The sequence below is a fragment of the Sphingomonas sp. BL-S-28 genome (assembly GCF_055521515.1).
Genome location: NZ_CM145484.1, coordinates 3,209,031 through 3,223,957 on the forward strand (window position 1 = coordinate 3,209,031; position 14,927 = coordinate 3,223,957).

Consider the following 14,927-nt stretch of genomic DNA (forward strand, 5'->3'; position numbering starts at 1 on the left):
ACAAAACCCTAAGCCGGCAGCGTGTAATCTGCATAGAGGCGCCGGAGCGCCTTCTTGTCCAACTTACCGCTGCCGGTATGCGGCAGGTCTTCCACGAATTCGATGGCATCGGGCAGCCACCATCGCGCCACTTTGCCGGCAAGGTAATCCTGCAGTTCGGACGCCGCGAGCATCGCGCCGGGCTTGCGCACCACAGCCAGCAGCGGTCGTTCGTCCCACTTGGGGTGCGCAATGCCGATGGCCGCCGCTTCCAGCACATCGGGATGGCCAACGGCGGCGTTTTCCAGTTCCACCGAGCTGATCCATTCCCCGCCGGACTTGATCAGGTCCTTGGTCCGGTCGGTCAGGCGCAGCGTGCCGTCCGGCCCGATCGTCGCGATATCGCCGGTGCCGAACCACTGGTCATTGTCCACCGCATCGTCCTCGGTGCGGAAATAGCGCTGCACAGTCCAGGGTCCGCGCACCTGCAAGGCACCCGATGACGTGCCATCATGCGAAAGCTCCTGCGTAGGATCGTCCAGCGCCGTCACGCGGACCTCGGCACCGTAGAGCGGCCGGCCCTGGCTGGACTTCACCGCCACCTGCTGCTCGAAGGTCATGGCGTCCCAATCGGCCGGCTCATAGGTGACCGTGGCGATGGGTGAGGTTTCCGTCATGCCCCAGGCCTGCACTACACGCACGCCCGCGCGCATAAGCCTTTCGACCACGCTGGCCGGCACTGCCGCCCCGCCCGAGAGAGCCTGCCGGATCGGCGGAAACGCGCCGCCGGTCCGCTCAAGATGTTCGAACATGGAGAACCACACGGTGGGCACCCCGGCAACGTGCGTGACACCCTCCTCTCGCATCAACGCGCACAACGCCTCGGGATCGTTGGTCTGGCTCCAGACCATTTTCGCCCCGGTCGCGGCAGAGGCCCAGGGCAGGCCCCAATTGTTGGCATGGAACATCGGCACGATCGGCAGCACCACGGATCGCGGCGACAGATCGAGCGCGGAGGGTGCGATCATCGCCAGCGTGTGCAGCACTTGCGAACGGTGCGTATAGACCACGCCCTTCGGCTGCCCGGTGGTGCCGCTGGTGTAGCACAACATGCAGGGCGACCGTTCGCAGCCGCTCGTCCAGTGCGCCTCGCCATCCTCGCAGGCGATCCAGCCTTCGAAATCCATGCCCCATTCGGTCGAATCGAAGCAGATCGCATGTTCCAGCTTCGGGCAGAGCGGCAGCAGCTTCTCGACCATCGGCCGGAACGCGGCATCGTAGAACAGCACGCGGTCATCCGCGTGATTGACGATCCAGGCCAGCTGATCGTCGAACAGGCGCGGATTGACGGTGTGGAGCACGCAGCCCGCGCCGGTGATCCCGAACCAAGCCGCAAGATGGCGGCCGTGGTTCATGGCCAGAGTGGCGACCCGTTCACCGGGATAGATGTCGATCCGGCGCAGCGCCTGCACCAGCTTCAACGCATCACGGCGGATCCCGGCCCAATTCGTGCGCGTGACGGAGCCATCCGCCCACCGCGTGACGATTTCGCGATTGCCGTGCTCCCGCGCGGCATGATCGATCAGACCCGATACGCGCAGGTCCCAGTCCTGCATGTCCCCCGGCATAGCCATCTCCCGCTATGCCGCCAAAGTTATGAGGTCTCATGCCGGTGAGGCAAGACACTCATTCCACGGTCCGTCGCAAAGTCCCGACACTGTTGTTTCAATTTGGGATTTTTTCGGACCTGTTTGGAAATTCGCGACACGCGGATTTCGCGGCACCGGCCCGCTCCCGCACCCGGCCTCCCATCAGGACACTCTCGTGGGAGGTCGGGTGCGGGAGCGGGCCGGTGCCGCTCGAAAAATGCCCGCATGGGCATTTTTCAAACTCAAGCCGCCCGGCGCAGTCCTTCCGGCCCCCGCCGCGCGATCAGCGAAACGTTGGACAGGCCCTCCACACTCTGCAACTGCTCGGCAAATTCACCGTCCAGCGCAAAGTCGCGGCCCAGTCGCACTTTCTGCGTCTGCCCGCCGCCAAGATGCAGCGTCGCCATCACCTCGCCCGAACCGGCCGGGCCGGGACGCATCAGCAGCGCCAGTTCCTGCACCGCCTCCACCCGGTGGATGTCGAGCGTCAGGAACATGCGCGCGTCCGCCTTCACTTCGGCCAGAGGGCGCGCGCCGCGCACGGTGACGCGGGGCGGCTCATCGGCGTTGGGGCTGTCGAGTTCGACATTGAGCAGGACGCAAGCGCCCTCCTTGCCCCACTTCACGAAGCTTTCGACCATGCTTTCCTCGAAACAGCAGGCCGAGAAGTTGCCCGACGAGTCGGAGTAGTCGACCATCACGAAGTCCTTGCCGCGCTTGGTCTTTCGCTTCTGCACGTTCTCCACCATCGCCGCCATGACCGCGCCGGCGCGCCCGCCGCCGCTGCCACCGGCCATAAGGCTGGAGAACGTTCGCGCCCCGTTGGCCGATGCGACCGCGCGATATTGTTCCACCGGATGGGCCGCGAAGTAGAAGCCGAAATTCTCGCGCTCCTTGGCCATCTGGTCAGCGCGGCTCCAAGGCTCGGCATCGAACAGGCGCAGGCCCTGCTCCACATGATCGTCGCCGCCGAACAGGCTGTTCTGGTCCGAATTGCGCTCACGCGAGGAACGGTCCGCCTCGGCCAGCAACGTGTCCGCGTTAGCGAGGACTTTGGCTCGGTTGGGCTCCAGCCCATCGAATCCGCCCGCCGCGGCAAGGCTTTCCAGCTGGCGGCGGTTCATCGATCCGGCCGGGGCGCGGCGGAACACGTCATCCAGGCTTTCGAACTTGCCGTTCGCCTCACGCTCGGCAACCAGCGCTTCCATCGCCTTTTCGCCGACGTTGCGGATGCCTGCGAGGGCATAGCGCACGGCGTGGCTGTCCGGCGTTTCTTCCACGCAGAACTCGGCTTCGGACATGTTGATGTCCGGCGGGGCCAGTTCAATGCCGTTGCGGCGCGCGTCGTCCACGAAGATCGCCAGCTTTTCCGACTGGTGCATGTCGAAGCACATTGATGCGGCATAGAATTCGTGCGGGTAATGCGCCTTGAACCACGCGGTATGGTAGGCGAGCAGCGCGTAAGCGGCAGCGTGCGACTTGTTGAAGCCGTAGCCGGCGAACTTGTCGATCAAGTCGAACAGTTCGTTGGCCTTGGCGGCATCGATGTTCGACACTTCCTTGCAGCCATCGACGAAGCGCTGGCGCTGCTTGTCCATTTCCGCCTGGACTTTCTTGCCCATCGCGCGGCGCAGAAGGTCAGCATCACCCAGCGAGTAGCCCGCCAGGATCTGCGCGGCCTGCATGACCTGTTCCTGATAGACGAAGATGCCGTACGTCTCGCTCAGGATGCCCGAGAGCTTGTCGTGCGGATATTCGATCGACTCCAGGCCGTTCTTGCGCCTGCCGAACAGCGGAATGTTGTCCATCGGGCCCGGTCGGTAGAGCGAGACGAGCGCGATGATGTCGCCGAAATTGGTCGGCTTCACCGCCGCCAGCGTGCGGCGCATGCCTTCCGATTCCAGCTGGAACACGCCCACGGTATCGCCGCGCTTCAGCAGTTCGTATACCGCCGCATCGTCCCATGCCAGGGTCGAAAGGTTGATCGTGATGCCGCGCCGTTCCAGCAGATCGCAGGCCTTCTTCAGCACCGACAGCGTCTTCAGGCCAAGGAAGTCGAACTTCACGAGGCCGGTGTCTTCCACCGACTTCATATCGAACTGCGTCACCGGCATGTCCGAACGCGGATCGCGGTAGAGCGGCACCAGCTGCGCCAGCGGACGGTCGCCGATCACCACGCCGGCCGCGTGGGTGGACGAGTTGCGCGGCAGGCCTTCCAACTGCACGGCCAGGTCCACAAGGCGCTTCACCTCATGGTCGACATCGTATTCGCGGCGGAATTCGGCCACCGGCGGATCGGAGGTGACGCCGTGCTTCTTGCGGCCGTGCAGCGCTTCGGTCAGCGTCCAGGGGTCGGTCGGATGGTTGGGCACCATCTTGCAGAGCCCGTCGACGCGGCCGTAGCCCATCTGGAGAATACGCCCGCAGTCGCGCAGCACCGCGCGGGCCTTCATCTTACCGAAGGTGATGATCTGGGCGACGTGATCGTGCCCATACTTGCGCTGGACGTAGCGGATCACCTCACCGCGACGGGTTTCGCAGAAGTCGATATCGAAGTCCGGCATCGAGACGCGTTCGGGATTCAGGAAGCGTTCGAACAGCAGACCCAGCTTCAGCGGGTCGAGGTCGGTAACGGTCAGCGCCCAGGCCACCAGCGATCCTGCGCCCGAACCACGGCCCGGCCCCACCGGAATATCGTTGTCCTTGGCCCACTTGATGAAGTCGGCAACGATCAGGAAGTAGCCGGGGAAGCCCATGCCGACGATGATCTGCACCTCGAAATCGAGGCGCTTGGCATAGTCGAGGAAATCCTCGGTAACGCCGCGTTCGGCCAGTTCTTTGTAGGCAGTCTCGCGCTCCTCCCCCTGAAGGGCCATGGCGGCGTCGAGTTCGTCCTCGGTCACGTCCGGCCAATAAGGCGCAAGGCGGCGGGCCAGACCGGCACGCGAATTGTCCGCCAGCATCCGCGCCTCGCCCTCAAGGTCACCGGCAAGGCTGGGCAGCAGCGGCTTGCGGCGCGGCGGCATGTAGGCGCAGCGCTGTGCGACGACGAGCGTGTTGGCCAGCGCCTCGGGCAGGTCCGCAAACAGCTCCTGCATCGTCTCGACCGGCTTTACCCAACGCTCGGACGAGGATCGCGGACGCTCCGGCGCGTCGACTTGCGTGGAATTGGCGATGCACAGCATCGCGTCATGCGCGGGATGGAACTTCGCCTCGGCGTATTGCGCCGGATTCGTGCCGACCAGCGGGATGTCGCGTGCATAGGCGAGCGCGATCAGGTCTTCCTCGCTCTCCTCCTCCACATCCTCACCCGTGCGGGTGATCTCGATATAGAGCCGGTCGCCGAACAGCGATTGCAGCGTGTCGCAATAGCTTTCCGCCGCCTCTGCCTTGCCCGCCGCGTAGAGACGGGCGAGCGCGCCCTCCCCGCCGCCGGTCAGGCAGATCAGACCATCGGTATGGCCGCGCAGGCTGTCCAGTTCGACATGGGCGTCCAGTTCCAGCGGCCGGTCAAGGTGCGCGCGGCTGACAAGATCGCACAAGTTGAGCCAGCCCGCCTCGTTCTGCGCGAACAGGGCCAGCCAGTCGATGGCGCGGTCCTGCCCCTGCGCAACGGCGCCGGGGCGGCCGATGGCCAGGAACGTGCCGACGATCGGCTGCACGCCGGCGCCCTTGCAGGCCTGCGCGTAAGTGGGGGCGCCATAGAGGCCATTGCGGTCGCAGATCGCGGCGGCAGGAAACTTGCGCTCCTTCGCCAGCTTGGCCGCGGCCTTGGGATCGATTGCCCCGTCCAGCATCGTGAAACTCGAAAAGATGCGCAGCGGGACAAAGGGAGCATGGGCCATCGGGGGAATTTAAGCGTTGCCCCCCTGCACGATCAAGACCCCCGCGCGATCAGGCCGGAGGCTGGGGATAAGCCGGGGGATAGCGATAAACCGGCCACTCCGACCGAGAGCGGCCAGTGGGCGGTAAAGCGACATAGACGCCCCCTAGAAGGCCTTGAAAGCCACCTAAAACAAGAGCATCGTCCGCTTTCAAGCTTCATCGAGTCCGGCTTGCCCGAATTGCCGCCCCCCCTTTTCCGGAAGATCGGCCACGGTTCCCGCAAGTCCCATTCATGTTCCCGGCGGCGCGCATTTCGCGCTTTCGCCTTTCGTCCATTTTCGTGGCCGTACTGGAGAGCTTTGAATGAAGTACGCCTATCTTGCGCTGATCCCCCTCTTGCTTGCGCCCGATGGCCTGTTGCCCGACGAGTTCGCCGCCATGGCGCAGCAGAAGCCGCCGGGCCAATCGCAAGGCGCGCGGCCGCCGGGCAGCGGCGGCGGCAATGCGACGCGGCCCCCAAGCGGCGGCGGTAACGTCACCCGGCCGCCCAGCGGTGGCGGCAATGCCACGCGGCCGCCAAGCGGAGGCGGTAACGCGACACGTCCGCCAAGCGGCGGCGGCAACGCCACCCGGCCGCCCAGTGGTGGTGGCAATGCAACGCGGCCCCCAAGTGGAGGCGGCAACGCAACACGCCCGCCAAGCGGCGGCGGCAACAACTATCGGCCGCCGAACAACAACCGCCCACCCGTGGTCAACCAGCCGCACCGTCCGGGCATGGGCCGCCCGCCGACGTTCCGGCCGATGCACGCTCCGCCGTTCCGCTATCCGCACGGCTATTCCTATCGCCGTTGGCGGACGAGCATGATCCTACCTGCCATTTTCCTGTCCTCGGCCTACCTGTTCCAGGATTACGCCATGATCGGCGTCGGGCCGCCGCCGGCCGGTTACTACTGGGTGCGCTAGGGCCCCGACCTTCTGCTGGTCAATCGCTACAACCGCGCGGTCGTCGATGTGATCTACGGCGCTTTCTATTGAGCAAACGAAAAGGGGCGCTGCCATCGCGGCAGCGCCCCTTTTCCTGTCCGGCTCCGCAGCGCGCTCAGAGCAGCGCGGCGATATCCTTCTCGATGGCTTCGGGCTTGTCGGTAGGCGCATAGCGGCGCACCACCTTGCCATCGCGGCCGATCAGGAACTTGGTGAAGTTCCATTTGATCGACTTGCTGCCCAGCACACCCGGCGCTTCCGCCTTCAGCCACTGCCAGAGCGGCGGCGCATTGTCGCCGTTCACCTCCACCTTGCCCATCAGCGGGAAGGAAAGGCCGAAGTTCACCTCACAGAAGCTGGCGATCTCGTCGGCTTCGCCAGGTTCCTGACCGCCGAACTGGTTGCAGGGGAAGGCGATCACCTCGAAACCCTGCGCGCCATGCTGGCGCCAGAGATCCTCCAGCCCCTTGTACTGCGGCGTGAACCCGCACTTGCTGGCGGTATTGACGACAAGCAGCACCTTGCCCGCCCGGTCGGCGAGACTGATCTTCTCGCCATTGGGCAGGCTCGCCGTGAAGTCGGCGATGGTGCGGGGATCGCTGCTCACGCGCTCTTGCTGGGAAAGTCGTCGCGACGGGACAAGGCGCGGATTTCGCCGATGCGGAAGGTGCGATCGCCGTCCTTCTGGATCGCGTAATCGTCCTGCTCGTTTTCCGGCAACGACATGACAAAGCTGATCAGATCGCCCACGCTGCCACGGCGGATGACCTTGAGGTTGTGAAACAGGCCGCCGCCGTCCGCGCACTTGTGAAGCTCTGCCGAGTCTTCCCAGTGAAACCGGTCCGGTCCGGCGCTTTCAGCCCGGATGGTGGACGGAATGTCGCTCATATTCTGCGATCCTTCTGTGCGCTTGTATTCTAATCGTATCTGGTATGCGAAATAGCCGAATTCAACGCGAGTTCCGCTTTCGCTTGCAGGATACCCACAAGGGTAATGTCCCTGACGCGGCAATACCCTCCGGGCGATCTCGTTTGGCTCGGGCCCGTTTGGCTCAGGCCCATTTGACTCAGGTCAGCACGCCTTCGTGAAGGCGCACCACCCGGTCCATCGCCGCGGCCAGCCGCTCGTTATGCGTGGCGACCAGCGCCGCACTGCCCTGCCCGCGCACGAGTTCGAGGAACTGGGCAAAGACCTTGTCCGCCGTCGCCTCGTCCAGATTGCCGGTGGGCTCGTCCGCCAGCACCAGACGCGGCCGGTTCGCCAGCGCGCGGGCCACGGCCACGCGCTGCTGTTCGCCGCCCGAAAGCTTGCTGGGCCGGTGTTCGAGGCGCTGGCCAAGGCCCAGCGCGCCCAGCAGTTCCTTCGCGCGATCCTCGCACTCGCCGCGCGGCTTGCCGGTGATGAGCTGCGGCAGCACCACGTTCTCGATCGCGTTGAAATCGGGCAGCAGGTGATGGAACTGGTAGACGAAGCCGATGTGATCGCGCCGCACCGCCGCGCGGCGGTCCTTGCCCAGTTTCGAGGCATCGATCCCGGCAATCTCGATCATGCCGCCGAAACCGCCTTCCAGCAGCCCGATGGCCTGCAGCATGGTGGACTTGCCCGAGCCCGATGGGCCCAGCAGCGCCACGATCTCTCCGGGCTGCACGTCCAGATCGACGCCGCGCAGCACATCGATGGTGACGCCGCCCTGTTCGAAGCTGCGGGTCAGCGCCTTCAGGCGAACGACGGGATCACTCATAGCGCAGCACCTGCACGGGATCGGTGCTCGCCGCCTTGTAGGCCGGGTAGAGCGTGGCAAGGAAACTGAAGATCAGCGACATCACGCAGATGACCGCGATCTCGACGGGGTCGGAGCGGGAGGGCAGCTCGGTCAGGAAGCGGATCGACGGATCCCAGAGGTTCTGGCCGGTCACGATCTCCACCGCATGAACGATGGGCTGACGGAAATAGAGGAAGATGAAGCCGATCACCACGCCGGCCACCGTCCCCAATGCGCCGATGCAGAAGCCCGTGGTCACGAAGACCTTCAGCAGCGAGCGCCGCGTGGCGCCCATCGTGCGCAGGATCGCAATGTCGCGCGTCTTGGCGCGCACCAGCATGATCAGCGAGGAGAGGATGTTGAACACCGCCACCAGCACGATGATGGAGAGCACCACGAACATCGCCACGCGCTCCACCGCCAGCGCCTCGAACAGGGAGGCGTTGATGGTCTTCCAGTCGGTGACGACGGCGCGGCCGGCCAGCTTGCGCTGGATCGGCGCCAGGATGCGCTCCACATGGTCGGGATCGGTGGTCGTAACCTCTATCATGCCCACGGTATCGCCGGTGAGCAGCAGGGTCTGCGCATCGCGCATCGGCATGACCACGAAGGCATTGTCGTAATCGTAGACGCCGATCTCGAAGATCGCGGCAACGCGGTAGGAGATCTGGCGCGGCACCGTGCCGAACGGCGTGGCGCGGCCCTGCGGGTTGATCACCGTGATCATGTCCCCCACTTGCGCGCCAAGGTTCTGCGCCAGTTGGCTGCCGATGGCGACATTGTTGCTGTCCGGCCGCAATTCGGCCAGATTACCGGACTTCATCTTGTCCTTCAGGCGGCCGATGTCGGTGGCGGTGTTGCCGCGCACGAGGATCGCCTCCACCCGGCCGTTGAAGCTGGCGAGCAGCGGCTGTTCGATCAGCGGCGATGCCCGGGTGACGCCCGGCGTGCTTTGAATGTCCTTCAGGACATCCTGCCAGTTATCGATCCGGCTGCCATAGCCTTGGACGATCGCATGGCCATTCAGGCCCACGATCTTGTCGAAGAGTTCGGCGCGGAAACCGTTCATGACGCTCATGACGATAACCAGCGCGGCGACGCCGAGCATGACGGCAACAAGGCTGATGCCGGCGACCAATGCGATAAAGCGCTCACCCTTTCCGGGCAGCATATAGCGCTTTGCAATGGTCCATTCGAAAGGGGACAGGATCAAGCGACGGGTCCGTCTGAGATCGTTGGATGGGGCGGCATTAAGGCTATGCGCGAAGACTGGCAAGCACCACCGCGAGCGGCATCTACGGGTGAATTTGCGTGGCTGAACAATACGTGAAGCACCGAACTGTTCCCGGCACCACCCCCGCCGCCGCGATTCGGGCGCAGATCATGCTTTCGCCCCGTCATCAGACCTGTCATCAGACGGTCATCTGACAGGCGCAGAGGCGGCGCAGAACCCCGTCATACCGGCGCCTTGCCGCGACCCGCGCCATGCCGAGGGCTTCTCCCCTTGCAATTCGGGCCGATCCGATCCAAATGCGCGCCAGATATTGACGCGCCAACGGGCCGGAAAAAACACCCATGAACCTGACTAACCCCTTCCTTGACGCCGACGGGGACAAGCTGCGCGAAGAGTGCGGCATCTTCGGCGTAATCGGCGCTCGTGAGGCCGCGAATATCGCCGCCGCCGGGCTTCACTCGCTCCAGCATCGCGGGCAGGAAGCGGTGGGCATCACCAGCTTCAGCGGGTCGGAGTTCCACTCCTACCGCGGCCTTGGCCATGTGGCGCAAGTGTTCTCCCAGCGTGAGCTGGACACCCTGCCCGGCACCATGGCTTCCGGCCACGTGCGCTATGCCACCACCGGCGGTTCGGGCCTGCGCAACGTGCAGCCGCTGTTCGCGGACCTTGCCGACGGCGGTTTCTCGATCGCCCACAACGGCAACATTTCCAACGCGATGACGCTGAAGCGCGATCTCGTGTCGAAGGGTTCGATCTTCCAGTCGACCTCCGATACCGAGGTGATCATCCACCTCGTCGCCACCAGCCGTTACCCCACCCTGCTCGACCGTTTCGTCGACGCGCTGCGCATGGTGGAAGGCGCCTACTCGCTGATCTGCATGACCGCAGAGGGCATGATCGCCTGCCGCGATCCGCTGGGCATCCGTCCGCTGGTGATGGGCCGCATCGGCGACGCCACCGTGTTCGCTTCGGAAACCGTGGCGTTCGACGTGATCGGCGCCGAATTCATCCGCTCGATCGAGCCGGGTGAAATGGTTCAGGTGGACCACAAGGGCACGATCTCCAGCCATCGCCCCTTCGGCAACCCGGCACCGCGCCCCTGCATCTTCGAGCACGTCTACTTCAGCCGTCCCGATTCGGTGATGGACGGCCGCTCGGTCTACGGCGTGCGCAAGCAGATCGGCATGGAACTGGCCAAGGAAGCGCCCGCCGCTGCCGACGTCGTGATCCCCGTGCCTGACAGCGGCGTGCCTGCCGCCATCGGCTATGCGCAGGAGTCGGGCATTCCGTTCGAACTGGGCATCATCCGCTCGCACTATGTCGGCCGCACGTTCATCCAGCCGGGCGATGCCGCCCGCAATGCCGACGTAAAGCGCAAGCACAACGCCAACCGCGCCGTCGTGGAAGGCAAGCGGATCATCCTGATCGACGATTCGATCGTGCGCGGCACCACCTCGCTCAAGATCGTCGAGATGATGCGCGATGCCGGCGCTGCCGAAGTGCACATGCGCATCGCCAGCCCGCCGACCGAGCATTCGTGCTTCTACGGCGTCGACACGCCGGAGCGTTCGAAGCTGCTGGCCGCCAACATGGACATCCAGGCCATGGCGGACTTCATCAAGGCCGACAGCCTGGCCTTCGTTTCGATCGACGGTCTCTACCGCGCGGTCGGCGAGGAAAAGCGCATCAAGAAGTGCCCGCAGTTCTGCGACGCCTGCTTCTCGGGCGAATATCCGACCAAGCTGACCGACTTCACCGATCGCTTTTCGACCGAGCTGACCGCAGCGTGAGCGAATTGGCGGGGGCAAAGCCGTTCGACGGGCAGGTGGCGCTTGTCACCGGTTCCAGCCGTGGCATCGGTGCGGCAACGGCCGTGGCGCTGGCGCAGGCCGGCGCGCATGTGCTGCTGACCGGGCGCGACACCAAGGCGCTGGAAGCGATCGAGGAACAGATCTACCAGTCGGGCGGCGCGGCCACGATCGCGCCGGTCGATCTGGTGGAGCCGGACGGCATCGCCCGCCTTGCCACCGCCGTCTCGCAGCGCTGGGGCAAGCTGGACATCATGGTCGTCAACGCGGCGATCCTGCCCGAACTGACCAGCGTGGCCGATATCGACCAGCGCGCCTTCAACAAGGCACTGACCACCAACGTCCTTGCCACGCAGGCGCTGATCGCGAACTTCGATCCGCTGCTGCGCAAGAGCGACGATGCCCGCGTGATCGGCATGACCAGCACCGTCGCCGAAAAGCCCCGCGCATTCTGGGGCGCCTATGCCGCCAGCAAGGCCGCGGCCGACGTGCTGCTGGATTGCTACGCCGAAGAAACGCGCAACACGTCCAAGGTCCGCGTGGCCGTGGTCAATCCCGGTGCCACCCGCACCGCCATGCGCGCCCGCGCCTATCCGGGCGAAGCGCCCGCATCGGTGAAGCCGCCCGAAGTGGTGGCAGAGCGGATCGTGGCGCTGCTTGGTGAACAGTTCGAGACCCGGCACCGCGAAACCGTTAACCAGCCTTCGTAACGCGCTGGTAACTGCATTCGGCGATCCTTCGTCCGGACGGCGCCGTGATCCCCGCGCCGTCAAAAACGGGACAGGTATCGGGCCGATGATCAAAACTGAACCGCCGCACCGCTACGAACTGGCCGCGCAGGAAGACCGCAGCGCACCGCGCGTGCGCATTTCGATTCCGGCCAGCTTTCGCGCATCGGGCGCGAAGGGTTTCCAGACGGCGGTGCGCGACCTTTCGCTCTCTGGCTTTTCCACCACCGCGATCAGCCGCGTCCATCCCGGCACCTATTGCTGGCTGACGCTGCCCGGCATGGAGGCCCTGCCTTCGCGCGTGATCTGGTGGCAGGACGGCCTTGTCGGCTGCGCCTTCGAACAGCTGCTGAGCCCGATCATCCTCGAATCGATCCTGGCCCGCTGGAGCGGCGCGGGCAGCTGACGCCCTGCCACCACTCGCCTGCGTCCGCATGTCATTCGTCCGACGCAGTGGCACGTTCGCAGATTAAGCGTCGATCTTTCAGCCATTTGAAGAAGATACGCCTCCCCAAGATGCCGGAGCAATCCGCAACGACAGGGAGACCATGGTGGATCAGCGCGAGGCCGAGGAACTGGCCCGAACCCTGGAAATGTGGGCAACGCTGGCGGGCCCCCGGTCCGCAGACACTACCGCCGAGGCGGCCATGCTGCAGGCCGCCGCCATGCTCCGCGACCAAGCCGCCGTCATCGCTTCCCTGCGCGCCACCAGCCGCCGAGACAAGCCTGCCACCTGCTGCTGACTGGCGGCGAGGCCTGAAGCCCTCGGTTTAAGAATGGGTTCGCGCGGAGGCGCGGAGGCGCAAAGAAGTCGTTCCGGCGGCAAAGCCGCCCTCCCTTTCGAGGCTGCGGTTCCTCCATGCTGAAAGGAAATGGCGTGCTGCGCCACGCAACCCGTTAGCGCCTCCGCGCGAACTTCTTCTTTTCTTCTTCGACTGTGTCCCGGGGCGTGGTGTAGCTGAAGCCGAGGCGCCGCGCATTTCGGCATCCGTCTGGGCCGTTCATGCTCCTGGGACTGCTGAGAGCATGGTGATTGGATTGTCGCTGACCGGCGCCATGGTTTCAAGGGTCATATAGCGGGCACGCTGGACGGCCCATTCGTCTGACTGTTCCATGAGGATAGCGCCGATGAGTCGGGTGATGGCAGCCTCATTGGGGAAGATGCCGACGACATCCGTGCGGCGTTTGATTTCGCCGTTGAGGCGCTCGATGGGGTTTGTGCTGTGTAATTTGGCGCGATGCTCGCGCGGGAAGGTCATGTAGGCCAGCACATCGGGTTCGGCTTCATCCATCAGGTTTGCCAGTTTGGGCAGTTTGGGTCGCACCTGATCGGCCACGGCACGCCATTGCTGGCTGGCGGCCTCGGGTGTTTCCTGAGCGAAGGCGGTGGCGATGAAGGCGGAGACAACCCTGCGGCCGCTTTTACCGGCATGAGCCAGCGCATTGCGCATGAAGTGAACCCGGCAGCGCTGCCACGTGGCACAGAGCAGTTTGGAGACGGCTGCCTTGATGCCTTCGTGCGCGTCGGAGATGACCAGCTTGACGCCGCGCAGTCCTCGGCGCGTCAACTTGCGCAGGAAGGCGGTCCAGAAAGGCTCGGCTTCCGAGGCGCCGATGTCCATGCCCAGCACTTCGCGGCGACCGTCGCTGTTCACGCCTACCGCGACGATCACCGCCACCGAGACGATCCGCCCATTCTGCCGAACCTTCACGTAGGTTGCGTCGATCCAAAGGTACGGCCAATCCCCTTCGATCGGGCGGTCCAGGAAGGTATGCACGCGCTCGTCGAGCTCCTCACATAGGCGGCTCACTTGGCTCTTGGAGATGCCGTCCATGCCAAGCGCTTTGACCAGATCGTCCACTGAGCGGGTGGAAATGCCCTGGATGTAGGCCTCCTGGATCACCGCAGTCAGCGCCCGCTCCGCCATCCGACGTGGTTCGAGGAAAACGGGAAAGTAGCTGCCTTTGCGCAACTTTGGGATCCGCAGCTCGACAGTGCCGGCCCGCGTCTGCCAGTCGCGCTCGCGGTGCCCGTTGCGCTGAACAAGCCGGTCGGGAGACTTCTCGCCGTAGCCAGCGCCAGTCAGGTTGCCGACTTCCATCTCCATCAGCCGCTCGGCGGCAAACGAGATCATCTCGCGTAGAATATCCGCGTCCGGGGTCTTCTCTACCAGCGAACGCAGGTGCATCATCGGATCGGTCATCGTGATTCCTTCCGTCAGGTTCGAGTTTCGCAACCCAAACCTATCCGAAAATCACGGTGACCACCTCAACCCTCAGCTACACCACCTCCCGGGACACGATCTCTTCTTCTGCCTGAATGCAATGCCCGCGTTGCAGCGCCGGAAGTCACAACCGTCACATGGCGCGGTTCCCAAAACGGGAATGGCGGAGCTATGCAATTTCGATCCAAAACCTGCCATACGGCATACGCTGACATAGCAGTCGTTTTAAGGTGTGCTATACCTAACCGGATGATGCGCTTTCTGCTTCTATTGGCTACGCTTTGCGCGCTACCTGTCACTGCACGCGCCTCGATCATTCCGCCGGTTTCAGAAGGCGTGTGGCGCGTCGAAAAGATGTTGCCTTCTGCAATTGAGAGGGGCGACTTCTCTCAAATTGACGAACTGTTAGAATCAGATGCAATCATTTTGTCTGATGACGGAAAGACCCTCGCACGAGGCCATAACGAAATAATTGAATATCTTCGTCAATGGTATGCGAAGGACAATCACGTCTCTCAAATATACTCGGGCTATGCGTCGCTCATTGTTTTCGTCACGCGAGCGACTGATCGTCCATGGGATAAAGCTTACGCCATGGTGATCACCTGTAGTGCTACGAAAATTGCCCGGATCATGATGGTCAGACGCAATCCAACCATGCCGTAACAACGGCACTCGCCGGACTTGGGTCAAGCAAGGGGCCGCTCACCCAACATTGCAGCCGTAAAGCGGC

The 14,927-nt window shown here is 64.1% G+C and carries 13 protein-coding genes; 6 read left to right on the plus strand and 7 right to left on the minus strand.

Annotation, left to right across the window (positions count from 1 at the left end):
• Positions 1-8: 8 nt before the first annotated feature.
• Both ACZ1JC_RS23750 and dnaE read right to left on the minus strand, forming a co-directional pair.
• Entirely contained in the window at positions 9-1,607 is a 1,599-nt protein-coding gene (locus ACZ1JC_RS23750) for a long-chain fatty acid--CoA ligase (protein ID WP_465137825.1), read from the minus strand.
• Positions 1,608-1,870: 263 nt separating this feature from the next.
• Positions 1,871-5,473 carry a DNA polymerase III subunit alpha gene (gene dnaE, locus ACZ1JC_RS23755; RefSeq protein ID WP_465137824.1) on the minus strand — a complete coding sequence of 1,201 codons (3,603 nt, stop codon included), beginning with the start codon at positions 5,471-5,473 and terminating at the stop codon, positions 1,871-1,873.
• 343 nt (positions 5,474-5,816) lie between these two features.
• On the opposite strand from dnaE, the gene ACZ1JC_RS23760 reads away from it, so the two are divergent.
• Positions 5,817-6,416: an RcnB family protein gene (locus ACZ1JC_RS23760; protein ID WP_465137823.1), complete on the plus strand. Its 600-nt coding sequence runs from the start codon at positions 5,817-5,819 to the stop codon at positions 6,414-6,416.
• Positions 6,417-6,552: 136 nt separating this feature from the next.
• On the opposite strand, the gene ACZ1JC_RS23765 is transcribed toward ACZ1JC_RS23760, so the two are convergent.
• The 4 genes from ACZ1JC_RS23765 to ACZ1JC_RS23780 all read right to left on the minus strand — a co-directional run bounded on the left by ACZ1JC_RS23765 (position 6,553) and on the right by ACZ1JC_RS23780 (position 9,412).
• Entirely contained in the window at positions 6,553-7,044 is a 492-nt protein-coding gene (locus tag ACZ1JC_RS23765) for a glutathione peroxidase (RefSeq protein ID WP_465137822.1), read from the minus strand.
• Complete coding sequence (locus ACZ1JC_RS23770; RefSeq protein WP_465137821.1) at positions 7,041-7,325, minus strand: hypothetical protein; 285 nt, start codon at positions 7,323-7,325, stop codon at positions 7,041-7,043. Before ACZ1JC_RS23770 ends, ACZ1JC_RS23765 begins: the two co-directional genes overlap by 4 nt.
• A 178-nt stretch (positions 7,326-7,503) precedes the next feature.
• On the minus strand, positions 7,504-8,178 hold the full coding sequence (locus ACZ1JC_RS23775) for an ABC transporter ATP-binding protein (protein WP_465137820.1): 675 nt from the start codon (positions 8,176-8,178) through the stop codon (positions 7,504-7,506).
• A complete protein-coding gene (locus ACZ1JC_RS23780; RefSeq protein WP_465137819.1) occupies positions 8,171-9,412 on the minus strand; it encodes a lipoprotein-releasing ABC transporter permease subunit in 1,242 nt (413 codons plus the stop codon). Before ACZ1JC_RS23780 ends, ACZ1JC_RS23775 begins: the two co-directional genes overlap by 8 nt.
• 362 nt (positions 9,413-9,774) lie before the next feature.
• Between ACZ1JC_RS23780 and purF the strand changes: the two genes are divergently transcribed.
• The 4 genes from purF to ACZ1JC_RS23800 all read left to right on the plus strand — a co-directional run bounded on the left by purF (position 9,775) and on the right by ACZ1JC_RS23800 (position 12,712).
• The gene (gene purF / locus ACZ1JC_RS23785; RefSeq protein WP_465137818.1) at positions 9,775-11,223 is read left to right on the plus strand and encodes an amidophosphoribosyltransferase; all 1,449 of its coding nucleotides are present in this window, start codon (positions 9,775-9,777) and stop codon (positions 11,221-11,223) included.
• Between the two features lie 5 nt (positions 11,224-11,228).
• Positions 11,229-11,951, plus strand: a complete 723-nt coding sequence (locus ACZ1JC_RS23790; RefSeq protein WP_465138507.1) for an SDR family NAD(P)-dependent oxidoreductase — start codon at positions 11,229-11,231, stop codon at positions 11,949-11,951.
• A gap of 85 nt (positions 11,952-12,036) precedes the next feature.
• Positions 12,037-12,375 carry a PilZ domain-containing protein gene (locus ACZ1JC_RS23795; RefSeq protein ID WP_465137817.1) on the plus strand — a complete coding sequence of 113 codons (339 nt, stop codon included), beginning with the start codon at positions 12,037-12,039 and terminating at the stop codon, positions 12,373-12,375.
• A 142-nt stretch (positions 12,376-12,517) separates the two neighbouring features.
• On the plus strand, positions 12,518-12,712 hold the full coding sequence (locus tag ACZ1JC_RS23800; RefSeq protein WP_465137816.1) for a hypothetical protein: 195 nt from the start codon (positions 12,518-12,520) through the stop codon (positions 12,710-12,712).
• Between the two features lie 258 nt (positions 12,713-12,970).
• On the opposite strand, the gene ACZ1JC_RS23805 is transcribed toward ACZ1JC_RS23800, so the two are convergent.
• Complete coding sequence (locus ACZ1JC_RS23805; protein WP_465135341.1) at positions 12,971-14,173, minus strand: IS256 family transposase; 1,203 nt, start codon at positions 14,171-14,173, stop codon at positions 12,971-12,973.
• 270 nt (positions 14,174-14,443) lie between these two features.
• Here ACZ1JC_RS23805 and ACZ1JC_RS23810 point away from each other — a divergent pair, with 270 nt between their 5' ends.
• Positions 14,444-14,860, plus strand: a complete 417-nt coding sequence (locus tag ACZ1JC_RS23810) for a hypothetical protein (RefSeq protein WP_465137815.1) — start codon at positions 14,444-14,446, stop codon at positions 14,858-14,860.
• Positions 14,861-14,927: the final 67 nt, after the last annotated feature.